This window comes from Allobosea sp. BK604, from assembly GCF_004341515.1.
GTDB lineage: Bacteria > Pseudomonadota > Alphaproteobacteria > Rhizobiales > Beijerinckiaceae > Allobosea.
Genome location: NZ_SLZF01000004.1, coordinates 22,832 through 45,025 on the forward strand (window position 1 = coordinate 22,832; position 22,194 = coordinate 45,025).

General features: G+C 66.4%; 25 protein-coding genes. 5 read left to right on the forward strand and 20 right to left on the reverse strand.

The genetic code is table 11. The features are described 5' to 3' along the window. Positions 1 to 77 precede the first annotated feature (77 nt). A complete protein-coding gene (locus EV560_RS13245) occupies positions 78 to 704 on the reverse strand; it encodes a class I SAM-dependent methyltransferase (protein WP_131856258.1) in 627 nt (208 codons plus the stop codon). Between the two features lie 35 nt (positions 705 to 739). Further along, on the reverse strand, positions 740 to 1,045 hold the full coding sequence (locus EV560_RS13250; protein ID WP_165923450.1) for a YjiS-like domain-containing protein: 306 nt from the start codon (positions 1,043 to 1,045) through the stop codon (positions 740 to 742). 159 nt (positions 1,046 to 1,204) lie between these two features. On the opposite strand from EV560_RS13250, the gene EV560_RS13255 reads away from it, so the two are divergent. From EV560_RS13255 to EV560_RS13265, 3 genes are read left to right on the forward strand one after another with little or no spacing between them, the layout of a single operon-like run. After that, positions 1,205 to 1,885 carry a Crp/Fnr family transcriptional regulator gene (locus EV560_RS13255; RefSeq protein ID WP_131856260.1) on the forward strand — a complete coding sequence of 227 codons (681 nt, stop codon included), beginning with the start codon at positions 1,205 to 1,207 and terminating at the stop codon, positions 1,883 to 1,885. A 23-nt stretch (positions 1,886 to 1,908) separates the two neighbouring features. Continuing rightward, positions 1,909 to 2,427 (forward strand): FecR domain-containing protein, encoded by a 519-nt coding sequence (locus EV560_RS13260; protein ID WP_248312035.1) that lies wholly within the window; start codon positions 1,909 to 1,911, stop codon positions 2,425 to 2,427. Beyond that, positions 2,424 to 4,277: a CHASE2 domain-containing protein gene (locus EV560_RS13265; protein WP_248312036.1), complete on the forward strand. Its 1,854-nt coding sequence runs from the start codon at positions 2,424 to 2,426 to the stop codon at positions 4,275 to 4,277. The genes EV560_RS13260 and EV560_RS13265 overlap by 4 nt, the downstream gene beginning before the upstream one ends. 42 nt (positions 4,278 to 4,319) lie before the next feature. Here the strand turns inward: EV560_RS13265 and EV560_RS13270 are convergent, their stop codons facing one another. After that, entirely contained in the window at positions 4,320 to 7,463 is a 3,144-nt protein-coding gene (locus EV560_RS13270; RefSeq protein WP_131856261.1) for an ATP-binding protein, read from the reverse strand. 275 nt (positions 7,464 to 7,738) lie between these two features. Here EV560_RS13270 and EV560_RS13275 point away from each other — a divergent pair, with 275 nt between their 5' ends. Continuing rightward, positions 7,739 to 9,271: a B12-binding domain-containing radical SAM protein gene (locus tag EV560_RS13275; protein WP_131856262.1), complete on the forward strand. Its 1,533-nt coding sequence runs from the start codon at positions 7,739 to 7,741 to the stop codon at positions 9,269 to 9,271. Between the two features lie 129 nt (positions 9,272 to 9,400). Here the strand turns inward: EV560_RS13275 and EV560_RS13280 are convergent, their stop codons facing one another. The 8 genes from EV560_RS13280 to EV560_RS35765 all read right to left on the reverse strand — a co-directional run bounded on the left by EV560_RS13280 (position 9,401) and on the right by EV560_RS35765 (position 14,707). Continuing rightward, positions 9,401 to 9,745 carry a hypothetical protein gene (locus EV560_RS13280; RefSeq protein ID WP_131856263.1) on the reverse strand — a complete coding sequence of 115 codons (345 nt, stop codon included), beginning with the start codon at positions 9,743 to 9,745 and terminating at the stop codon, positions 9,401 to 9,403. A 28-nt stretch (positions 9,746 to 9,773) separates the two neighbouring features. Then, entirely contained in the window at positions 9,774 to 11,048 is a 1,275-nt protein-coding gene (locus tag EV560_RS13285; RefSeq protein ID WP_131856264.1) for a hypothetical protein, read from the reverse strand. 208 nt (positions 11,049 to 11,256) lie between these two features. Next, positions 11,257 to 12,000 carry a transporter substrate-binding domain-containing protein gene (locus tag EV560_RS13290; RefSeq protein ID WP_131856265.1) on the reverse strand — a complete coding sequence of 248 codons (744 nt, stop codon included), beginning with the start codon at positions 11,998 to 12,000 and terminating at the stop codon, positions 11,257 to 11,259. Between the two features lie 87 nt (positions 12,001 to 12,087). Continuing rightward, positions 12,088 to 12,888: a 5-deoxy-glucuronate isomerase gene (gene iolB, locus EV560_RS13295; protein WP_131856266.1), complete on the reverse strand. Its 801-nt coding sequence runs from the start codon at positions 12,886 to 12,888 to the stop codon at positions 12,088 to 12,090. Between the two features lie 217 nt (positions 12,889 to 13,105). Continuing rightward, positions 13,106 to 13,546 (reverse strand): NUDIX hydrolase, encoded by a 441-nt coding sequence (locus EV560_RS13300; protein WP_131856267.1) that lies wholly within the window; start codon positions 13,544 to 13,546, stop codon positions 13,106 to 13,108. 207 nt (positions 13,547 to 13,753) lie between these two features. Then, entirely contained in the window at positions 13,754 to 13,936 is a 183-nt protein-coding gene (locus EV560_RS13305) for a hypothetical protein (RefSeq protein WP_131856268.1), read from the reverse strand. A 161-nt stretch (positions 13,937 to 14,097) separates the two neighbouring features. Continuing rightward, positions 14,098 to 14,418 carry a hypothetical protein gene (locus EV560_RS13310; protein ID WP_131856269.1) on the reverse strand — a complete coding sequence of 107 codons (321 nt, stop codon included), beginning with the start codon at positions 14,416 to 14,418 and terminating at the stop codon, positions 14,098 to 14,100. Between the two features lie 127 nt (positions 14,419 to 14,545). Beyond that, positions 14,546 to 14,707, reverse strand: coding sequence for a hypothetical protein (locus tag EV560_RS35765; protein ID WP_165923451.1), 162 nt, complete (start codon positions 14,705 to 14,707; stop codon positions 14,546 to 14,548). A gap of 164 nt (positions 14,708 to 14,871) precedes the next feature. Here EV560_RS35765 and EV560_RS13315 point away from each other — a divergent pair, with 164 nt between their 5' ends. After that, complete coding sequence (locus EV560_RS13315; protein WP_131856270.1) at positions 14,872 to 15,111, forward strand: DUF2188 domain-containing protein; 240 nt, start codon at positions 14,872 to 14,874, stop codon at positions 15,109 to 15,111. Positions 15,112 to 15,127: 16 nt separating this feature from the next. On the opposite strand, the gene EV560_RS13320 is transcribed toward EV560_RS13315, so the two are convergent. The 9 genes from EV560_RS13320 to EV560_RS13360 all read right to left on the reverse strand — a co-directional run bounded on the left by EV560_RS13320 (position 15,128) and on the right by EV560_RS13360 (position 22,167). Beyond that, positions 15,128 to 15,367, reverse strand: coding sequence for a hypothetical protein (locus tag EV560_RS13320; protein ID WP_131856271.1), 240 nt, complete (start codon positions 15,365 to 15,367; stop codon positions 15,128 to 15,130). A 34-nt stretch (positions 15,368 to 15,401) separates the two neighbouring features. Continuing rightward, positions 15,402 to 15,887 (reverse strand): pyridoxamine 5'-phosphate oxidase family protein, encoded by a 486-nt coding sequence (locus EV560_RS13325; protein WP_131856272.1) that lies wholly within the window; start codon positions 15,885 to 15,887, stop codon positions 15,402 to 15,404. 145 nt (positions 15,888 to 16,032) lie between these two features. After that, entirely contained in the window at positions 16,033 to 16,284 is a 252-nt protein-coding gene (locus EV560_RS13330) for a con-10 family general stress protein (RefSeq protein ID WP_248312037.1), read from the reverse strand. A gap of 368 nt (positions 16,285 to 16,652) precedes the next feature. Then, positions 16,653 to 17,360, reverse strand: coding sequence for an ABC transporter ATP-binding protein (locus EV560_RS13335; protein ID WP_131856273.1), 708 nt, complete (start codon positions 17,358 to 17,360; stop codon positions 16,653 to 16,655). Position 17,361: 1 nt separating this feature from the next. Further along, the gene (locus tag EV560_RS13340) at positions 17,362 to 18,105 is read right to left on the reverse strand and encodes an ABC transporter ATP-binding protein (protein WP_131856274.1); all 744 of its coding nucleotides are present in this window, start codon (positions 18,103 to 18,105) and stop codon (positions 17,362 to 17,364) included. Beyond that, positions 18,102 to 19,115, reverse strand: coding sequence for a branched-chain amino acid ABC transporter permease (locus EV560_RS13345; RefSeq protein ID WP_248312038.1), 1,014 nt, complete (start codon positions 19,113 to 19,115; stop codon positions 18,102 to 18,104). The genes EV560_RS13340 and EV560_RS13345 overlap by 4 nt, the downstream gene beginning before the upstream one ends. Positions 19,116 to 19,131: 16 nt before the next feature. Then, on the reverse strand, positions 19,132 to 20,022 hold the full coding sequence (locus EV560_RS13350) for a branched-chain amino acid ABC transporter permease (protein WP_131856276.1): 891 nt from the start codon (positions 20,020 to 20,022) through the stop codon (positions 19,132 to 19,134). Between the two features lie 65 nt (positions 20,023 to 20,087). Further along, the gene (locus tag EV560_RS13355; RefSeq protein ID WP_131856277.1) at positions 20,088 to 21,272 is read right to left on the reverse strand and encodes an ABC transporter substrate-binding protein; all 1,185 of its coding nucleotides are present in this window, start codon (positions 21,270 to 21,272) and stop codon (positions 20,088 to 20,090) included. Positions 21,273 to 21,363: 91 nt separating this feature from the next. Continuing rightward, positions 21,364 to 22,167, reverse strand: a complete 804-nt coding sequence (locus EV560_RS13360; RefSeq protein ID WP_131856278.1) for an enoyl-CoA hydratase/isomerase family protein — start codon at positions 22,165 to 22,167, stop codon at positions 21,364 to 21,366. Positions 22,168 to 22,194: the final 27 nt, after the last annotated feature.

Below are 22,194 nucleotides of genomic sequence, written 5' to 3' on the forward strand. Positions count from 1 at the left end.
GACGCTTCGTCAATTCTGGGGTTACTATTGCGCGCAACGCTTGCGCATGGAGCCGCGGGAGCGGCGGCGTGGCGGTCTCACAGGGCCGGTTTACGCGCCCAACCGGCGCTCTGGTGCCGGATGAAGACCATCTCGCCGGCGATGTCCTCGCTGACATGCTCGCCGATCTCGAAACCGGCGTCGCAGACGAGGCGCGCGACGTTCCGGTTGATGTTGCAGCCGCCGAAACAGCGGCCCCAGACCCCGTTCAGCCGGTCCTGCCAGGCGCTGACCCGCATGTGCGGCGAGGCCACGTGCTCGCAGAACAGGAACCTGCCGCCGGGCTTGAGGACGCGATAGACCTCGGCGAGCGCGCGTTCCGGCCGCGGCACCGTGCAGAGCGTATAGGTCGAGACCACCGTATCGGCGGAATTGGCTGCGCAGGGCAGGGCTTCCGCGCTTCCCTGCGCCAGCGTGATGGCCACCGGCAAGCTGGTGGCGCGGGCACGCGCCATTGCGAGGCTCGTCGTGCAGGGATCGATGCCGGTCACCTGCCGCACGCGCACCGCGTCGTAATGGCCGAGATTGAGGCCAGTGCCGACGCCGATCTCGACAACCGTGCCGCTCGCCTGTGGAACGACACGCGCCCGCTGTCGCGTCATGATCTTGCTGCCACAGGCCAGATCGATGACCTTCGGCAAAATATACTTGGAATAGAAACCCATTATTCGATCCTGAAACGAACTTCGGTGACGCGATGTCAGATGTGGCTGCGCGCATGACCGGCCGGCGGCCGGGCATGCTTGCCCAAGGGCCCCCAGCCGGAGACCTCGGCGCGGGTCAGCCCGATATCCTGGAGCATGCGCGCGTCGAGGCCGATGAGATCGGCCTCAGTGCGCTGCTGGCTGGTTGCCCGCGCCAGCACGGCTCGGCACCGGCTCCAGGCCCGGCTGAACCGCCCGAGGAACGGGCATTCCCCCCGAAGCCGGGTCGGCCAGGCTTCGGCGAGGGGTTCGAGCGCCGCTAACTCCAAGCCGGCGCGGTGGATGCTGGTATCGTGCCGCATGGCGCAAGCCTCCTGTTGGATCGGCTCCGACGGCGGCAGCATGCTGCACTGCCGTCAATTACAGCGACGAGTTTCTCTGCCGTTCCGTCCGGAGCTTCTGTGCGCTATGTCACGTAGAGGCCGGCTCGGGCTGACTAGAGATCGGGGGAGGAGCATTCGATGATCCAAGCGTCCCATTTCGCTCGCCTTTTGTCGGCCAACCCGTTTTTCGCCGGGCTCTCTCCCGAGGCCCTGGCGAATATCGCGGAGATTTGCCAGCAGCGCCGCCTCAAGCCGCGCCAGGTCCTGTTCCTGAAGGGTGATCCCGGTGACGGGCTCTATGCGATCAGGCGCGGCCAGATCCGCATCGGCACGACCGACGCGGTCGGCCAGCACATGACGATGAGCCTGCTCGGCAGCGGCGATGTCTTCGGCGAGATCGCCCTGCTCGACGGTCGTTCGCGCACGGCCGATGCGGTGGCGACCGAGGAGACCGAGATGTTCTTCGTGCCGCGCCGCGAGTTCCTGCACCTGATCGGGCGCGAGCCGTCGATCGCGATCCAGCTCATCGAACTGCTCTGCGAGCGCATTCGCAACATGAGCGAGCGCATGGAGGACAGCGCCTTCCTGCCGGCATCGACGCGGCTCGCCCGGCGCATCGTCATGCTGGTCAGCGATTACGGCGCCGAGGTCCATGTCACGCAGGACGAGCTCGCCGCCCTGACCGGCGTCAGCCGCGAGACGGTCAACCGCCAGCTCCAGCAATGGAAGCGGGTCGGACTTCTGTCTCTTGGGCGCAGCCGCGTGATGATCCATAATATCGATGGTGTCCGGCGCCTGGCCCAAGTCGAGATGGCATGAACCCGGCATCGGAAGGGCATCCCATGCGGAGCATCCGCTCGCGATTGGCCGGCCTGTGCGTCGGAATGCTGGCGCTGGCCGGTACCGATGCCATGGCGCAGCAGGCGGCCGGCTGCACGTCGACGCCGCGCACCGAGCCGCCGCGCACCATCTTCACATGCCGGGGCGGGGTGATCATCGAGGCGGAATCGGCTGCGGGCTTCCAGATCGTGCCGCCACAGGGCGGGGGAGCCGTCCAGGCCGTCGAGCTCAATGGCAAGGGCGTTCTGGTCGATCTGCAGCCGCGGCGCGGCCGTTTCCAGATTCTGACGCCGCATGCCATCGCCTCGGTGCGCGGCACCGTCTACGCAGTGGACGTCACGGCAGCGGCGACGGCGGTGTTCGTGCAGGAGGGGAAGGTGCACGTCACCCGGCGCGACGGCTCCGAGCCGGTCGAGCTCGGCGCCGGCGAGGGCGTCGACGTGTCTCCCGGCCGTCCGCTCACCGTGCGGCGCTGGCCGCTTGAACGGGCGCGTCTTCTGCTCGGGCGCTTCGGGCGGTGACGCCCTCCGCGGCGATGTCCCCGCATCGCTTGATCGTCCTGGCCCTGGCGATCGCCGCCGGGCTCTGGGCTGGCCTGCTCGGCTGGTCGCATCTCGTCGGAGAACACAGCTCGCTCGACCGGGTCGAGGCTCAGCTCGCCGATATCCGCCTGCTCATCGCCGGCCGGCGCACGCCGCCATCCTCCGTGGTGATCGTCGCGATCGACGACAGGACCGTCGCCGCGGAACGCGGCTACCCGCTGCCGCGTCAGACCCTCGCCAGGCTGATCGACGCCATAGCCGCCGGCAAGCCGCGCGCGCTGGCGGTCGATCTGCTGCTGCTCGACGCAGGCGCGCCGGAGAACGATCGGGCACTGGCCGAGGCGCTCGGCCGGATCCCGGCGGTGATCGCGGCCGCTGGTCGCTTCGACAGGTCGAATGAGGTCGGCTCGCTCGTCCCCCGCACCGATGACCTGCTCTGGCCCGGAGCGCCGTTCTCGGAGGCGGCTTCGGTCGGCCTGGTCAATATCTCGACCGATCCGGGCGGTGCGCCGCGGCATTTGCCGCTGCTCTTCCAGACCGATCGCGGCTTGACGCCGGCCTTTGTCTTGCGTGCCGTCGCGCTCTTCACCGGCGAGGCGCCAGTCGTGGCCGCGGACCGGGTCCAGATCGCCGGACACACGCTGCCGCTCGATCTCGGCTTCCATTTGCCGCTGCGCTTCCAGGGGCCACGCGGCGCCGTTGAGACGATCAGCGCGGCGGCGATCCTGGCCGGCGATGTCGCGGTCGGGCAGCTGGCCGGTCGCATGGTCGTTATCGGCGCCACCGCCACCGCGGTCGGCGATACGTTCGGCACCCCGTTCGACCCGGTGACGCCCGGCGTCGAGGTGCTGGCGACAGGCATCGCCCAGCTTCTCGGCGGGTCCGGCCTGGTGCGCGATCCTGCCGTGCGCCGGGTCGATGCCGGCGTGACCGTCGCGCTGGCCGTGCTCGGCGTGTTGATCGTCGCGCTGACGCCACTCAGCATCGGCACCGGCCTCGTCGCCTTCGTCACCGGCGCCTGGCTCCTGGCCTCGGTCGCGCTGTTCGCGCAGGGCTACTGGTTCAGCGCCGTCCTGCCGCTTGCCGGCATCGTGCCGCCCGTCGCCGCCGCCATGGTGTTGCGGCAGCTCTGGGAACGCCGGCGGAGCCGCGAGCATGCGCGCGCCGAGGCGGCCCTGCGCCAGTTCCAGCCGCCGGTGCTGGCCGAGCGCATTGCGCGCGATCCCGATTTCCTGCGCGACCCGGTGATGCAGAACGCGGCGATCCTGTTCGTCGACCTCTCCGGCTTCACGCGGCTGAGCGAGCAGGCCGGGCCGGCCGGGACGCGCGAGTTCCTCAAGCAGTTCCACACCCTGGTCGAGAACGAGATCGCGGCCCATGAGGGCCTGGTCATGACCTTCATGGGCGATGGCGCCATGATCGTGTTCGGCATTCCCGAACCGCGGCCCGACGATGCCGTCCGCGCCTTCGAGGCCGCCTGGGATCTGATCGGCGATGTCAGGACCTGGATCGGTGGCAGCGACCTGCCCGCCGGCCGTCCGGAACTGCGCGTCGGTGCCCATTACGGCCAGGTCGTGGTGTCACGGCTCGGGCACGAGAGCCACCAGCACATCATGGCGACGGGCGACAGCGTCAATGTCGCGAGCCGGCTGATGGAGGTCGCCAAGCAGCACGACGCCAGGCTCGCCGTCTCCGCTGATTTCCTGGCGGCCCTTGGCGAGGACAGGGGCCTGCATGGCGAGCCCGACGATCTCCGCCCCGTCGATATCCGCGGCCGGCGCCAGCCCATTTCCGTTGCCCTCTGGACGATGCGCGCGCAGGTCCCCTGACGGCAGGGCGCGCGCCGCGCGCTCGGGCGGTCCGGCCGCCTGTCAGGTCGCGGCGGAGGGCGCTCCGTTCAGGCGATAGGCCGCGGCGACCCGCTCCGGCAAATCACTGAATGGCGACAGTTCCGCCAGCCGTGCGGCCATGTCGTCGTCGAGGCCGGCGGAACCGAGATGGTCCTTCAGCGAGATCAGGCAACGATATTCGAAGACCGGCGCGTTGAGGTCCCTGGCCCGTTGCACGGCCTGCCGGAACAGGCCGGGCGCCTCCTGCCGCCGTGCCGCCGAACCCTGCTCGGCGATCAGGGCCGCGATCCGGTGCAATTCCGGCTCGAGCCAGCAATTGCCGCTCTGGGACATCAGGTCGAACGCGCGCTGGCAGGTCGCCGCGGCGGCGTCGACCTGGCCGAGCCTGAGCTGCGCATGGGCGAGATTGGCGAGATAGCCCGAGATGGACAGGACGTACCCGACCGAGTCGAACCCGGCGATCGCCTGCTGCATGATCGCGGCGCCGCGCGGCACATCGCCCTTCAGGCACAGCCCCCAGCCGAGGAAGGCGGCGCCATGGGCGCGGAAGCCTTCGAGCCGATGCTGCTCGGACAGGGCGACGAGGCGCCCGGCCTCCTGAATCAGCGCATCCGTGGCGTTCGACAGGCCGAAGACCCAGCCGCCGACATAGGACATCGGGATCGCCGCCGAATGCGGATGCCGCAGGGCATCGGCCGAGCGCAACGCCTCGACTCCGAAGCGCAGCGAGGACTCGACATCGCCGATACAGAAATGCGCGAGGCTCAGCAGCGACTTGGTATGGATCTCGGTGCTCTGGCCGAACATGAAGGTGCTTGAATTGCTGCGGTCGCGCTCGCCCGCGGAGAGCGAGCGTTCGAGATGTTCCGCCGCCTGCCTGGCCTCTCCCCGTCCGAGCTGGACCATGCCGATCAGGCGATGCCCGATGGCTTTGCCGGCTTCATAACCGACCTCATTCGACTGTTTCAGAAAATTCTCGGCCATCGCCGTCGCGGCCGGAACGTCGCCGCGGCAATTGGCAAAGGTGAACTTGCCGAAGAGGAAGGGGAAGGCGTGGGCCGATGGCTCGCGCTCGGCGCAGAGCTCGAGCCCGCGCTCGCAGCATTGCAGCAGGCTCGCCGATGTCGGCCCCTGGGCCGCCGTGATCGAGCCGATCAGCGCGGCCTGCAGGTTGAGCTCGAGCTCGGCCTGGACCTGCTTGTCCTTGAGCTTGCCCAACAGCGCCAGTCCTCGCCGGCTATGCTCGATTGCCTCCGGATGGGCCGAGCGCTGGCTGGCATTCAGCCCCGCTTCCAGCCAGGCCCGGCCGGCCTCCTGGAAGCGCCCCGCCTCGGTCAGGTGATGGGCGATGACTTCCGGCAGCGGGATATCCGAGCCGAGGCCGCGATCGAGCAGATGCAGGATCCGGTCATGGATCAGGCGCCGCTCCCGCGTCAGCATCGATTCATGGGCGATGCGCTGGAGCAGGGCGTGCCGGAACTCGTAGCGGATTTCCGCCCCGAAGCGCCGGGGCAGCAGGATCTCGGCCTCAACCAGCGCCTCGATCGGCTCGATCACATTGCCGATTTCGCTATCCAGGATGCGGGCGAGGAAGGTGGGGGTGAAGGAACGGCCGATGCAGGCCGCGGCCTGGACGATCGGCCGCGCGCCCGGGCGCCGGTCGAGCCGCTCGGACATCATCTGGGCCAGGAGCAGCGGCACGTCGGAGCGCCGGAACTGCTGCGGCGCCTGGACCTGCTCGTCAATCAGCGACAGCACCAGCTGCTCGACGAAGAGCGGCACGCCCTCCGCCGCCGCCACCGCCTGCGCGATCTTCTCGTCAGGCAGCAGGTCGGCGCCGGGAATGGAGCGGGCCAGCATCAGGCATTGCTCGCCCGACAGCGGCTCCAGGCTCATGCTGTCATCGGGCTGCGGCAGCTTCTCGCCGCGCGGAAACGGCCGCGTCGTCGCCACCACCAGCATGGGCGCGTCGGCGACGGTGGCCATGAGCTCGCGCAGCAGCTCGGCCGATGACGGATCGAGCCAATGTGTGTCCTCGATCACGACCAGCGTCGGCTGGCGTCGAGCCGTCCGTGCGATCACCGAGATGATGAACTCGAACTGCTTGCGCTTGAACAGGGTCGGCGCCGGCGCGAACTGCTCGCGGATGCCGGTGGCCGCCAGGCCGAGCAGGCTCGCGGCGATCTCGTTATTCTCCGGGGAGTTGAGGCCGATCTCGCTGAGCAGCGCCCCGATCTTGTCGTTGCGGGTCTCGTCCTCGTCCTCGAATTTCAGCCCGGCACGGGCCCAGAGGAAGCTCGCGACCGGATAGAGCGGCGTGCTGGCAAAGAGTTCATGGCAATAGGTGGCGAGGATCGCGGCCTTGGCGAATTCCGGATGGCTGCAGATCTCGCTGATCACCCGCGTCTTGCCGGCCCCGGCATCGCCGGAGACGAGGACGAATTGCGAGCGCTGCTCGCTCGTCGCATGGGTCCAGCGCTCGAGGATACGCTCGAGGCAGGCTTCGCGGCCGGCGAGCACGGTGGCGCCGCTCGCCATGCCGTCCTTGCGCCGTGTGCTGCCCAGGCGCTCGCCGATGATGTGGAAGAGCTCGATCTCGCGCGAGAGTCCCCTGATCGGCCGTGCGCCGAGCTGGCCGATCTCGAACAACCCGTCGGTGAGCTCGACGATCTCCCGGCTGGCGACGACAGCGCCCGGCTGCGCCTCGGCCTGCAGGCGCGCTGCGAGGTTGACCGCCTCGCCGACGGCGCCGAGCTCGCTGGAGCCGCCGCTGAGCCGCGTCGGTTCCATCACCACGAGGCCGCAATGGATCCCGGCCCGCGCCGTGACCTCGGGCACGACGGTGTCGCCGACGACAGTGTTCAGCGTCGTCAGCCGCTCCATCAATTCGAGCGCCGCCCGGGCGGCGCGCTCGGCATCGTTGCCGCGTGCGATCGGATAGCCGAAGAAGATCAGGACGCCGTCGCCGGTATAGCTCGCGACGAAACCGCCATAGCGCTCCATCGTTTGCAGGGTAAGCTGCTGATAGCGCCGCTGGACGACCCGCAGATCCTCCGGGTCGAGTTGCTCGGACAGCCTTGTGTAGCCGACGAGGTCGACGAAGACGATGGTGACGTAGCGTCTCTCCGAAGCAATCTTTCGAAGGTCTGGCTCGCTCACCGTCATTGCAGAGCCTCCTGTCTCGTGACTGTCACCATCCGGTTATTGTCTCGTCATTTTTGAGAAAGCGAGTGTGACGTGTAGCATAGACAATAATTGCAATAAATGCACAAATATTGGCCAGCAGGCTTGGGGCATCAATTATGTCTGTCTTCGATTCGTGGTTTCGGTTTTTCAAGGCCAATTCCGTTAGCGAAAGCAGCGCGCAGCCAAAGATCAGAACGATCGTTATTTGCGCACATCTTAGGCCAGGGCGAGAGAAGCGCCGGTCCCGGCATTTCATGCAGCCGATCGCCGGCCTGCATGTCGCCGCACTGATCGACCCGGAACGTTTCGACATCACCCTTTATCACGAAGATTGGCACGGACCTTTCGATCCTGCCAATTGCAAGAATTACGACCTCGTCTTCCTGACCGGGTTGCAGCCCGATTTCGACCGAATGCGTCAGCTCTCCTTCCATTTCCGCCGCAGTGGCGCGACGGTGGTGGCTGGCGGCAGCGTCTGCACGCTGTTCCCCGAATATGCCCGGCAGTTCTTCGACGCTGTCTGTTCCGGCGGCGTCGACAGCGTCAGCGACGTGATTCGCGATTATCTTGCCGGAGCGCTGCGCCCGATCTACCGCTCGCCGGTTGCGCAGATCTCGCAATACACCATCGATTATTCGCTCCTGCGCAAGAGCGGGATCAATCCGCTCGCGCATCTTGCCGAGAGCTCGCGCGGCTGCAGTTTCAAATGCAGCTTCTGCGTCATTCCCAGCGAGGTCGGTGGCCATGCCCGCTATGGGCTCGAGCGCTTCGCGGCCTCGATCGAGAACGCCCTCGAGACCAGCAGCGTCTTCAGCCTGCGCCGCTGGTATCCGATGGTGATGCTGCTCGACAACAATTTCTCCGACAACCGCGCCCATATGCTGGCCGTCTGCCAGTATCTGAAGGAGCATCCCCGCATCCGCGGCTGGGGCGCGCTGGTCACGCAGAACGTGCTGCAGGATCGCGAGCTGATCGAGCAATTCGCGGCGGCGAAATGCGTCGGCTTGTTCGTCGGCATCGAATCCTTCGAAGCCGACTTCCTGCGCCGCTACAACAAGACCCAGAATCTCGGCCGCCGCAGCAATGTCGTCGACGACATCGCCTTCGCCGAGTCGCATGGCATCGCGATCGGTTACGGCCAGCTCTTCGATCCGCGCCACCAGACGGCCGCCGACATGCAGCGGGCGATGGATGCGATCGCCGACAATCCCTTCGTGCCGATGCCGACCTATCTCAGCACCGTCGCGCCGCTCGCCGGCACGCAGCTGTTCTGGGAGGATCTGGAAGCCGGTCGGCTTGCCGCCAATCTGCGCTTCCGCGATCTCGACGGCGAGACCGTCTGCTATTCCCGGCTTGCCGAGCCGGCCGAGCCGATCGTCACCTTTCTGGAGCGCGTCTTCCGACGGCCCTGGATGGTGGTCGGGCGGGGCCGCATCCTGCGCAAGACGCTGCATCGGCTGCGCCATAGCGGCTCGTTCAACCCGATGCGCTGGTACATCATCGCCTCGGCGAGCTTCCATTGCTTCTCCTGGGCGAACGAGTCGCCCGGCGCCTCGCGCACCTATCTCGCCGGGACCGATACGCTCGATCCGCAATATGCCGAGCATCCCGCCGATATCTCGCCGGAGGACCGGGCGCGCTATTTCGAGCCGACCTTCCTCACCGACGGCGAGGGCAGGCCGACCGACTGGCTCGAGCCCTATGCCGAGGAACATAGGCGCGCGGCATCTGCGAAGGCGCGCAGGCGCAATCCCGTTGCTGTCGTGTCCGATAGCGTGACCGCCTGAAGCCGGGAGGGCGCCCGGCGGCGGACGCGAGAGCATTTCCGCGGTTCTCCGAATCGCGAAAATTCTCTAGCCCATTGTTTCAACGCATTTTCTTCACGCGAACCGGTATCCACTTCGCTCGAAAATGCTCTATTTCGCCTTCGGCTTGCGCTTGCGCGATTTCGGAGCGGGCGGGGGCGGACTTGCCGGGCTCTCATAGGTCTCGGCATCGTCCAACGGCTCGCCGCTGCGGCGGGTCGGCAGCTTGCCGATCTTCTGGCTGTAGCTCTTCGGCATATCGACGAAGGCCCTCGCCATCAGGCGATTCAACGCTTTGGGGTCATGCCGCGCCAGCGGCGCGAAGGTCGCCGGGCGTTCCGTGTCGTCGGGCGTCAGGCCGGCTTGCGAGGCTTTCGTCTCATCGAGGAAGAGGTTGAGATCCTCGCGCGAGGCATAGTCCTCGTTCACGATCAGCTTGCGGGTCTTCATCGCCATGGCGGATCTCCAAGCTAGAGCACGCGCGCTAATGCATGATATCGAAGATCTGGGCCTGGATCAGCGGGCTCAGCATCAAATCCATATGCTCGAACTTGTCGCGCTCGATATCGCCGCGCACCGTGCGCACATTCGCTGACGGTGTCGAGACGAGCCTCGCCGACCAGGCCGGAATCACGCCGTCTCCCGGACAGACGGAATCGTCGGTCACAGGCGAATCGTCACGCCCCGGATCGAAATCCGGCGAGATCCATTTCCAGGTCTGTTCGTGAATGGTCTCGAAGGCATTGGCGCCGCGGCGGGTCTGAACCGCCCTGATATTGAAGAATTTCTGCTTGGTCGCGCCCGTGAGCGGTTTGGCGACGAGCTGGTAGGTCTGCCTGGCCTTGGCCAGCTCGGCCGGGTCGAAGCCCCAGTCGCCGGGATAGCGAACCGCGCTGCCATTCTGCCTGGGATTGTACGGATCGGCGATTGCGCCGGTATCGTGGTCCGTGAGCGGGTATTGCCGCAAGGGGAAGGCGCGGTCCTGGGCCAGCGCGGCCTGGTCGCGACGGAAGGTTGCCTCGTCGAGATAGAGCAGCGTGTAGGGGCCGCGCAGCGACGAGATCAGCTCCACGAGGTTCCGTTCGTTGTATTTGAACGAGAGCCGCTCGATATCGGGATCGCCCTTGAAATAGCGGTTGAGCTGCCCGGCATAGCCGTAGAACGGCGAGCCGACCGTGATGGCCCGCGTGATCGCATCGACGGTCTCGCCGCCCTGGTTCAGGGCCAGCTTGACCACCATGCCGCCGAAGCTATGGCCGACCAGCGTGACGTCGTCGAACGGGTCGACACCGCATTCGCGCGAAACGCACTCGCGGAAGCGCGGCGCGAACTGGTTCAGGAAGAAGTTCGCGATCACGTCGGGCCGGCGCCGCCAGTCCCAGCCGAAGGCGAACCAGTCGAACCCGTTGAGCGTGCACCAGTCCAGGAATCCGTCATAGGGCACGAGATTTGCCGCGGGAAAGCGGACACAGCCATCCGAAATCACGAAATGGCGGTTATCGTCCATTTCCCCGCTCATCTTCAGCAGCAGCGCTCCGCCGAACAGGAGAGGGCAGTCGACCCAGACAGAATCGTAGAAATAGGGCGCCATGCTGTTGGGCGTCCGCGACCGCGTCAGGCTGGAGCCGAGGCCGCCGGGGAACAGGATGATCGTCTTGCGCTTGGCGGGGCTATGCTGCTTGTACCGGCGAATGAACTGCGAAATCTGCGCGTCGAATTGCGTGAGCTGTTCCAGATCACGATCCGCGACATAGCCCATGATGCCTCTCCAGGCAGACTGAGTTCACTGATAGAGCATAGGGCGGGGCAGCGAATACAGCAGAGGGCTCAGACTAGACTGCGTGATCCCGCCTCTCTTGGGATGGGACGTAATCATGAAAAATAAGCTTGCAGCGTCATTCAAATTAATGACGCTCGTCCGCGCCGCTCGCGCCGGCATGATACGCCCGGCGCCAGCATTCGCAAGATCAGGCCACGCTCAGCCCTTCGACGCCGTGCTTGCGGATCAGGCTTGCGACGAAGCCTGACGCCTTCGCCGCTTCCACGAACCTGGTGAGATAGTCGATCGCCTCGGCTTTAGCCTTCGGCGTGCCGATCGCCTGCTGGACGGTCATGAACCGGCCTTCGAGCAATGTCGCGCCGGGAACCCGCTTCAGGTCGGAGATCAGCCGCGGCCGAAGCCCGGCGAGCGCATCGAGCTTCCGCTCGAGAAAATCCGCCAAGGCGTCGTCCAGCGTGGCCGAGCGCACGAGTTCGGCATGGTGGATATTGCGCTCGAGCCAGAGCCCATAGGCCGCCCGGCCCGTGACCGCGATCCGCACGCCCGCTGAATCGACATCGCCGATCGCCTTGAGCGGCGATCCGGCCGGGACGAGATAGGTGGCTTCGATCTCGCTATAGGCCGGCGTGAAGCTGATCACTTCGGCGCGCTGCGGTTCGGCGCCGATCAGGCCGATATCCCATTCGTCCTGGACCGCGGCATCGGCCAGCAGGCCTGGCGAAGCATAGGGGACATAGCGCAGTCCGACGCCGAGATTGTCGGCGACGGCGCGAGCGATGTCGGGGGAGACGCCGACCGGATCGCCCTCCGGCGTGCGGCCGGTCACCAGCAGGAAATTCGACAGGTTGATGCCGGCGCGCAGTATGCCTCCCGGTGCGAGCGCCTCGAGCACGGATGGCGAGAGCACGCCGATATCGGGCCGAAATTCCATGGTGCTCCCCCTGGCCGAAGCGGCTGACGTCGATGCGCTGGTGCATAGCGCGTGAAGCGCTGCGACGCCACTTCAAGTTCTCCCTGTTTACGTATTGAGAATCCAGGCATGGGCGGGGTCGTCGACATATTTCAGGATGCGCTTCGGCCCGGCCGTGGCGTTCAGGTAGTAGAGATCATAGCCGTGCGGCGCCGCCACCGGGTGGTAGCCCTCCGGGACGAGCACGACATCGCCATCCTCGGCCGTGATCGTCTCGTCGAGCGAGCGGTCCTCGGTATAGACGCGCTGGAATGCAAAGCCCTGCGGTGGCGAGATGCGGTGGTAATAGGTCTCCTCCAGCTGCGATTCATGGGGCAGCCGGTCGCGGTCGTGCTTATGCGGCGGATAGCTCGACCAATGGCCGGAGGGCGTCACGACCTCGACCACGATCAGACTCTCCGCCGGCTCGGTTTCGGGCAGGATGCGGCGGATATGGCGCAGATTGCTGCCCTGGCCGCGGGTGAGGCAGACCACATCATCAGGCGTGATCAGACGTGGCGGGAGGCCCGGCTTGCCCGGGGCCGAGCAGACGGCGAATTCGCAGGGGCCGCTTGCCTTGACGCTCCAGCCGGTCCCGGCCGGAACATAGACCGACCATGAATCGGGCTCGAAAGGCGACTTGCGCCCGCCGATTTCGCCGAAATCCTTGGCTCCGGCCCGCACCACGGCCTTGCCCGCGATCAGCACGATGCAGAGTTCGCGCCCGGCCGCGTCCCGCGCGACCGCCTGTCCGTCGGCGAGACGGTACACCTCGAAGCCGACATAGTCCCAGCCGGCCGATTGCGGCGTCACCTCGTGGATCCGACCATCCCGGTCCGGCGCCGATGGTTTGACGAGCAACTTCGACATGATGGCCCTTCAGCATTGCAGGCGAAGTGGAGGGGAAGATATCGCAAGCAAAGGAAGAAGCATTCCTTCGTTTGGATGAGGGGAGAACGCCTCGCTCTCAAACGAGGGGTGCCCTCACCAGGTTCCACCCCGGCCCGGGGCGGCTATTTGTCGCTCACACCTGTGCTCCGGCCGCAGCGATTACGGCTGGGGGATCGCCCGCGCCGGCTTTCTCTCGTCAGGCGGCGTCCGGTTCAAGTGCCCGGATGACGGTCCGCAGTTCAGGCTCGTCGACGAGATCGGCGGCATCTGCGAGCTTGAACCATTGGCAGCGCCGTTGTCCTTGCTCTGGCCAGGTTTCGAGCTGGCGTTCGACTTCCATGACATAGAGCTTTACGTCGCACAACGCGGTTTCCTCGGGCAGGCGCTTCCAATAGCTGTAGCTGCCGCTCGATTTCTTCTTGATCCTGCCGACGACGCCGGCCTCTTCATAGGCCTCGCGCGCGGCCGCGTCGTAATCCTTCATTCCCTTCACCGGCCAGCCCTTGGGCACGACCCAGCGCTGTCGCGCACGCGAGGTCACGAGCAGGATCTCGACCGAACCATTGGTCGTCCGGCGAAGCGGCAGGGTGCCGACCTGTAATCGGGCCGCGCCCGATGCGCGCTTGGCCTTCTTCATCGTGGGGAAGCATGTCCTGTGATTGGTGGATATGACGAATCCACGCAAAATAGGTTCCATCGGGCCGATTTTTAGGATTATCGCGCGGCTCCCCATGGCGCCCATGCCGCTTTCAGCGGTCCATTACAGTGGTTCGCTGTGCCAAGCGGCTGTGGCAGGCTCCAGCGCATCGCTGGCCAGCAGCGTCCCGTCGCCGGCCTGGCCGGGTCAGTCCACCACGAAGATCTGGCGCTTGCGCGCCAGCGGGCGCCAATGGGTCGGCTGCCAATCCAGCGGCATGCCATCCTCATGGTGCCAGCCGCTCATGCTCTGGTCGCCGCCTGAGGCCGGTACGCGGAAGCGTGCGCGGTCGATCCGGTCGCCATCGGTGACCTCGACGATCTCGCTCATTCGCTTCCGCACTGGCGGAGCGCCAAGCGTCCAGCGTGCCGACATGGAGGGCCCTCGTTCCATCCGGGGTCCGATAGGCCCGATCCATGAATATGTGATGGCTGACGGCGCCGAAATCCGGCGTCGTTTCAGCTTGGAGCCCGGGAAGCCGTCGCTATGGTTTACGATTGCGAACTCGGCGAGGCCATTGCGCGTGCGGGCTTCGATTGTCCGACCCGGCAGGCGAGCTCGGAGAAGGCGAGCGGAGCGCCATCCTTGGCATCCAGTGCGGCACTGAGGAAGCGGATCGGGAAGCAGACGGCTTCGGCGTTGCTGCCGCTGAGCTGTTCCATCCGCGGCTGATCGGATCGCATTGCGGCTTCGGCGGCTGCGAAAGCGCCCTCGACCTCGCGCTCCTCGACCAGACCCTTGCGGACCAGCAGGCGGGTCAGTTCGGCGACGGCGACGAGCAGGCCTTCGAGCTGGAGATTGGCAGTGTTCATGACGGGCCTCCCAGCGATGACGATCTGCTCATGCAGCACAGAAGATCGGCCTCAATGCGGCCGGCGGGAGGAAGCGCGGGCGCATCGGCGAGTTGTCGGAGTGATTGTTGTTTGCCGGAACAGAAGCTCAGCTGGCGGCTTCAATGCCGGCGACGGTGATCAGCCCGGCGCAGGCGAGCGTGGCCCAGACCAGTTCGGCGAAGAGGCCATGGGCAGGAACGCCGCCCGAGATGACGGACGACATGCCGCCGACCAGAATCAACGCCGCACTCAACACCACGCCGTTCATGACCGCACCCTCCCTTATTTGGTTTCGCCGCAAACGCCGCGTTGCCGGGAAAGTTCCACCCTTTCGTCGGATTTTAATGACAATTCCAGCGACGCGCTGACGCTGGCCGGGAACCCGTCGGCGGCCAATCCGTTCCTCGTCGAATGTCGAAGAGGAGGAGACAGATGGTTGAAGTGACCTACGAGATCGTTGAGCACGATGGCGGGTGGGCTTATCGCGTCGCCGGCGCCTATTCGGAGACGTTCCGGACACGCGACCTGGCCAGGCATGCGGCGGAGGAGGCGGCTGCAAAGCAGCAGCAGGCCGGACAGACCGACGGCATCGTCTTCCAGGATGCCGAGGGCGCCTGGCACCAGGAACTGGCGCCAGGCAGCGATCGCCCGGCGACGAAAGTACAGGACTGAGCAGGGCTAATGCGGCTCAGGACGCGCTCTGGCCGCGCCTGTCCGGAGCGCGGCGCCTCGGCGGCGCCAGCATAGTGTCGAAGGCGCCGCCTTCATGCAGGCGCTTGACCGCGAGCGTGAGGAGCGTCGCGGCAATCGTCGGTGGCCCGAGCCGCGAAACCAGCATCGCGAGCCCGACGGCGACCGGGCGCGGATAGCGGCCCGAGGCGGCTTCGGCCGCAACCCAGGCGCCGACCAGATGGACCAGCAATCTCATTGTCTCTCTCCCTGCGCCGCATCATACGATCTAGTTAGAGCGCGACCTTGCGGTTCTCGCCGAGCCGTGGCCGCTGCCCGGTCAGGGCCGCCGCCGCCATCTTCACCGTGGTGACCAGGGAGCCGGGGCTGTCCCAGAATTCAGCCATGGACGGCATGACCCGCAGGACGCGGATATTCGGATCATCCTTGCTTTCCCACCAGGCTTTGGCGGCGGTCGACCACAACTCGGCGACCTTGGCGCGGTCATCGAGCAGGTTGGCGGTGCCGGTCACCGAGACATAGGCCTGGCCGCTCGTATCGGCGAAGGTCAGGCAGATATTCTGGTTGATCTCGATCTCGTCATCCTTGCGGTCGCGTGCATCGGCAAGGAAGAAGATCGCCTCCTCGTCGCGCGCGACATGGGCGCTCATCGGCCGGGCGCGCAACTCGTCGCCGGCGCCATCATGCGTCACCAGCATGCAAAGGCTGATCTTTTCCATGAGGTTCCAGACGCGGTCCTGGTCGGAAGTGTGGCTCATGTGAGGTTCTCCGTGCTGTCAGGGAGAACCGTCGAGCCAGCCAAGGGTTCCGAGCCATTTACGGGCCTGTGAATGCCCGGCAGCGATGCGGCCCGCGGGTGATCCGCAGGCCGCACCAAGGTTCGGGAGAATGGTGGAATGATCGTCAGTGACGGCTATTGCCGCGGGCTTCACCGCCCTTGCGGCCGGCCTCTGCGGCAAGGTCGCGGTCCTGCGAGAAGCTGCGCTTCGCGTCCGGCACGCTCTGGCCGCCCTTGCGGCCGGCCTGAGCCGCGAGCTCGTGATCCTGCGAGAAGCTGCGCTTCTCATCGGGCACGCTCTTGCCGCCCTGGCTGGCAATGTCGCGCTGCTTCCTCCCGTCCATGCCGGCGAAGCCGCGTTCGGACTGTGTCGCCATGATCGTCTCCTTTCCTTTCGTTGGGGTGACGGCCGTGTTGCGGTCCGTATCTGGGAAACGTCGCCGGGCGACCAGGGTTCCTTGTAGTGGGCAAAATATACTAAGCTTGAGCTTGTCGGTTCTGTTGATTGATCGATCGCGCCAAGGATATTGTGCGTGTATCCAATAATAGATCAGGCATTTTGTGTCAGTGTTATTTGCCGTTTCGTCTCAGCCGTCACTGCGAGCGAGGCGAAGCAGTCCAGGGGCGGCAGCGCTCTACGTCCCCCTGGATTGCTTCGTCACTACGCTCCTCGCAATGACGCGGAGCGCCAAAGCATCGGCCCGAAAAGTGGGTTGCGGAACCTGAGCCATGACCGGGCAAAGCCCTAGACCGCCAGCGCTGCCAGCAGCTTCTCGCGGTCTTCAGCATCCTCGGCATCGCCGCTGAGCACGATCCGCCCGCGCTCGATCACGACGAAGCGGTCGGTGACCGAGAGCGCTTCATGCACGTTCTGCTCGACCAGCAGCACGATGCAGCCGCGCTCGCGCAATTCGCGCACGATCGCAAAGACCTCGGCGACGATCATCGGCGCCAGCCCCTCGCTCGGCTCGTCGACGAGCACGAGCCGCGGCTCGCCGACCAGTACCCGCGCCATGGCGAGCATCTGCTGCTCGCCGCCGGAGAGCGTGGTGCCGAGCTGGCGGCGGCGCTCGCCCAGGCGCGGGAAGCGGTCATAGATCTGGTCGATGGCGGCGCGCTCGGCCTTGGCCGCCCGGCCGCGCACCTGCAGCAGGCCGAGCTGCAGGTTCTCCTCGACGGTGAGGCCGGGGAAGATGCGCCGGTCCTCCGGCACCAGTCCGACGCCGGAGAGGCAGATCCGGTCCGGCGCGAGCCCGTTCAGGGATTGGCCGCTGAGCGTGATCGCGCCTTCGGTCGGCTTCACCCAGCCGGCGATGGTCTTGAGCAGGGTCGTCTTGCCGACGCCGTTGCGGCCGAAAATGCCGATCACCTCGCCGGGCGCGGCCGCGAGATCGATGCCCTGGATGACATGGCTGAGCCCGTAATGGCTGTGCAGTCCGCTGATCGTGAGCATGTCAGTGATGTCCGAAATAGGCGGCCTGCACCGCCGGGTCGGCCCGCACCACGGCGGGCGGCCCCTCGGCGAGCTTGCGGCCCTGATGCATGACGACGACATGGTCCGAGAGGTCCATGACCAGCCCGATATCGTGCTCGATCAGCAGCACGCTGACGTCCCGGCTGAGCGCGCGCACCAGCTTGGCGGTGTCGGCCGTGTCGCTATGGCTCATGCCCTGCGTCGGCTCGTCGAGCAGCAGGATCTTGGGCTCGGAGGCGAGGCAGACCGCGATCTCCAGCCGGCGCTGGTCGCCATGCGACAGGTTGCCGGCGAGCTCGTCGCGCTTATGGCCGAGCTGGAAGCGCTCGAGCATCTCGGCGGTCTTGGCGAGCGCCCGGGTCGAGCGGCCGATCGGCAGGAAGGCCCGGCCGACCGGTTCCAGCACCTGCGCCGCCATGCGCAGGTTCTCGGCCACGGTCAGCTCGAAAAACAGGTTGGTGATCTGGAAGGAGCGCGAAAGCCCTGCCGCCTTGGTGCGAGCCGGCGAGGCGCCGGTCAGGTCGACGCCGTCGATCAGGATCTGGCCCGATCTCGGCTTCAGCGCCCCGCTGATCAGGTTGAACAAGGTCGACTTGCCGGCGCCGTTCGGGCCGATCACCGTGGTGATCCGGTTGCGCTCGGCCTTGAAGCTGACCTGGTCGACCGCCTTCAGCCCACCGAAGGCGATGCCGAGATCGCGGATGTCGAGGACATGATTGCTCACGGCTTGGCGCTCCCGGGTTGGAGGCTGACGGAGGTAAGGGGCGTGGCGTCCGGTGTCTTCTCGGACAGCCGCTCCTCCAGGCGCGGGCGGATGAAGCCGATCAGGCCCTTGGGCAGGAACATCACGCAGATCATGAAGATCAGGCCGATCACGATGAGATGGTGCTCGGTCCAGCTGCCGATGATCGATTTCAGCACCACCAGGAGCACCGAGCCGTAGATCGCGCCGATCAGGGTGCCGACGCCGCCGAGGATGACCGAGATCACCGCATTGCCGGAGGTGGCGAAGAACATCAGCTCCGGCGAGACGAAGCCGCGCAGCATCGGATAGAGCGCGCCCGACAGCCCGGCGATAAGCCCGGCCAGCACATAGGAGAACATCCGCGCCCGCCAGACCGAGTAGCCGAGGAAGGGCACGCGCTTCTCATTGGCCTTGAGCGCGGTCAGCACCCGGCCAAAGGGCGTGTCGAGCAGATAGGCGGTGAGCCAGTACAGGCCCATGATGATCGCGAGCACGATCAGGAAGAAGCCGACCGGATTGCCGGCCGAGACCGAGAACGGCCCGAAGCCGATATCGATGACGGGGATGCCGATCATGCCGTCGGAGGCGCCGAGCTCGCGGGTATTATAGACGACCTTCGAGACGACCTGCGCCAGGCCGAAGGTGATCAGCGCGAAATAGACGCCGCGCACCCGGTTGGCGATCAGCCCGCCGATGATCGAGGCGACCAGCGTCGCCCCGCCGGCCGCCAGCATGGCGAGCCAGAACGAGGGCACTTTCAGCAGCGTCAGCGCCGAAACATAGGCGCCGACGCCGAAATAGAGGGCCTGGCCGAGCGAGAGCGCACCGGAATAGCCGAGCAGCAGGTCGACCGAGAGCGCGAGCCCGGCGAAGATCAGGGCCTCGGTGCCGAGCCGGAGATAGAATGTGTCGCCGGTCGCGGCGCCGATCACGGCGAGCGCCAATGCGCCGGCGACGAAGATCAGCGCCAGCACATGGCTTGCGCGCATTGCGTTTGTCAGCCGGTCACGCATGGCCGAGCCTCCCGAACAGGCCCTGCGGGCGGAAGACGAGGAAGGCGACCATGGTCCCGAACACGATCGGGTCGGTCCAGACCGGCGAGATCACCAGGCTGGCGAGCGCCTGGACCTGGGTCAGCAGCAGGCCTGCGACGACCGCGCCCCAGATCGAGCCCATGCCGCCGACGATGACGACCGTGAAGGCGAGCAGGATGAAGTCGCGTCCCATGGTCGGGAAGACCGAGTAGATCGGGGCCAGCAGCACGCCGGCGAGCCCGGCGAGCGCGACGCCGAAGGCGAAGGTGCCGGCATAGACCAGCGCCACCGGCACGCCGAGCGAGGCCGCCATGTTGCGGTCGAAGGCCGCCGCGCGCACCATCGCCCCGAGCCGCGTGCGGTAGACGACATAGGCGACGGCACTGACGATCGCCGCGCCGACGACGATCAGGAAGAGGCGGTAGTTCGGCACGATGATGCCGGCGAGTTCGGTCGCGCCGGGGATCGGCGTCGGCGGGCGCTGCGTGTTGGGGCCGAACACGACCTTGAGCAGGTCCTCGACCACGAGCGCGAGCCCGAAGGTGACGAGCAGCGTGGTGACATGCCGGTCCTTGCTGTCGAAGACCGGCCGGATCAGCAGCCTCTCGGCCGCCATGCCGAGCGGCACCATCAGGATCGGCACCAGCACGAGCAGGAACCAGAAATTGATCCCGGCTGCGCCGAGGGCGAGCGCCGCATAGGCGCCGATGGCGTAGAACTCGCCATGGCTCATGTTGATGACGTCGAGCATGCCGAAGATGATCGTCAGCCCGAGCGCGACGAGCACCACGGCGACGCCGAGCGCGAGCCCGTTGACGACCTGCGGCGCCAGCACGAATTGGAGGTAGTCGAGGGCGTTCATGTCTTTGCTTTCCGCAAAAGCGGGGAGAGCACTCCCTTCGCCAGGGAGTGCTCTCCGGTTTGTCCTCAGAACCGGGTGCAGGCGTCGGGGCCGATCGCCTTGTCGGAGGCGACCGAGTCGATGATGTCGAACTTGCCCTTGGTGACGCGCACCACATACATCGGCTGCATCGCCTGGTGGTCGCCGGCGCGGATGGTCTTGGCGCCCTGCGGGGTCTGCCAGGTCAGGCCGCGCAGGGCCTCGCGCACCTTGTCGGTCTCGGTCGAGCCGGCCTTCTCGACGGCGGCCTTGTAGGCGAAGAGCAGGCCGTAGCTATCGGCGCCGTAGAGGTCCGGGTCGGCCTTGGTGGCGTCGCGGAAGGCGGCGACGAACTTCTTGTTCTCGGGCGAGTCGATCTGCGGGGAATAGCCGACGCCGGTGGCGAAGCCCTCGGCCGCGGCGCCGATCGCGCCGATATTCTGCGAGGTCACGGTGCCGGACGCGCCGACCACGGTCAGGTTGGTGAGCAGGCCGAAATCCTGGAGCTGGGTCAGCAGGCGCACCGTGTCGTTGCCGGCGACGGAGGTGTAGAGCACCTGCGGCCGCGTGGCGCGGATCTGGCCGAAATACTGGGTGTAGTCCTTGGAATCGAGGGGGGCGAAGACCTCGCCGCCGGTCGCGGAGCCGGTCTTCTCGGCGCTGCTCTTGAAGGCGGCGACGGTCGAGCGGCCCATCTCGTAATCGGGGCCGAGATAATAGACCTTGGCGTTCGGCTTCTCCTTGGCGAGCCAGGCGGCGAGCGCGACCGATTGCTGCTCGGCGCGGGCGTTCACGCGGAACATGTTCGGCGAGCATTTATCGGTGGTGATCGAGTCGGCGAAGGAGACTGTCGTCGCCGCGAGCTTGTTGTTGCGCTCGGCGAGCTGGGCGACGGCGAGCGTCGAGCCTGAATTCACCGTGCCGGCCAGGAAGTCGACCTTCTCGACCTGGAACAGCTTCTCGGCCTTCTGCACGGCGACGGACGGGTTGGCTTCCTCGTCCTCGAAGATCAGGTTGACCTGCCGGCCGGCGATGCCGCCGGCGGCATTGATCTCCTTGGCGGCGAGCTCCAGGCCCCAGCGGACCTGCTGGCCGATCGGGGTATAGGTGCCCGAGAGCGGCGTGACGACGCCGATCTTGATCGGGGTGGATTGGGCGAGCGCGCCGCTGGTCAGCGCCGTGGCGGCGAGCAATCCGCCGAGAGCGGCGGCGAGAAATCCGGTCGTCTTCATGGTCGTTCCCCTCAGGTCTGCTTGTTGTGTGGTGATGTGAGATATCAAGTGGCCGCGCGAACCACTTGTTCGTGCGGGCTTTCCCGGCAGCTCAGCTGCCGATGAATTTCGGCGCGCGCTTGGCGTGGAAGGCCTCGACGCCTTCGCGGAAATCGTCGGACTGGCGCAGGCGGCTGTAGCAATGGCCTTCCAGCTCGATCGCGATCGCGAGCGTCGAATCCTCGGTGTCGTTGAGCAGCTTCTTGGCGGTGCGCTGGGCGATCGGCGAGAACGAGCGCAGCTCGTCGACCAGCCTGTCGGTCGCCGCCTCGAGCTCGGCATCGGGCACGCATTCGGTGGCGATGCCCCAGTCGAGCGCCTGCTTGCCGAGAATGCGCTTGGAGCGCATCACGATGTCCTTGGTGCGGGTGATGCCGACGATCTTCTGCAGCCGGGCCGAGCCGCCCGAGCCCGGGATCTGGCCGAGTTTCTGCTCGGGCAGGGCGTATTGGCAGGTCTCGGAGACGATGCGGAAATCGCAGGCGAGCGAGATCTCGAAGCCGACCCCGAACGTGTAGCCGCGATTGGCGACGATCACTGGCTTGGAGCAGCGGGCCGGGGCGGCGATGTTCCAGGCGAGCTTGGAGACATGTTCCGGCGAGGCTTCGAGGAAGCCCTTGATGTAGCCGCCGGAGGAGAAATGCTCGCCGACGGCGCGCAGCACGATGACGCGGACGCGGTCGTCGTCGTCCAGCGCTTCGAACACCTTCCGGAGCTGGTCGCGCTGCGCCATCGAGACCGTGTTCATCGGGGCGCGATCGAGGATGATGTCGGCGCGCTCGCGAGCCGGGTCGATCTCGACGCGGAAGCCGTCGAGGCCGGTGAGGTCGGGATGGGTCGGGGTCACGGCATTCATGCTGGTTGCTCTCGATTGCTGGGATGG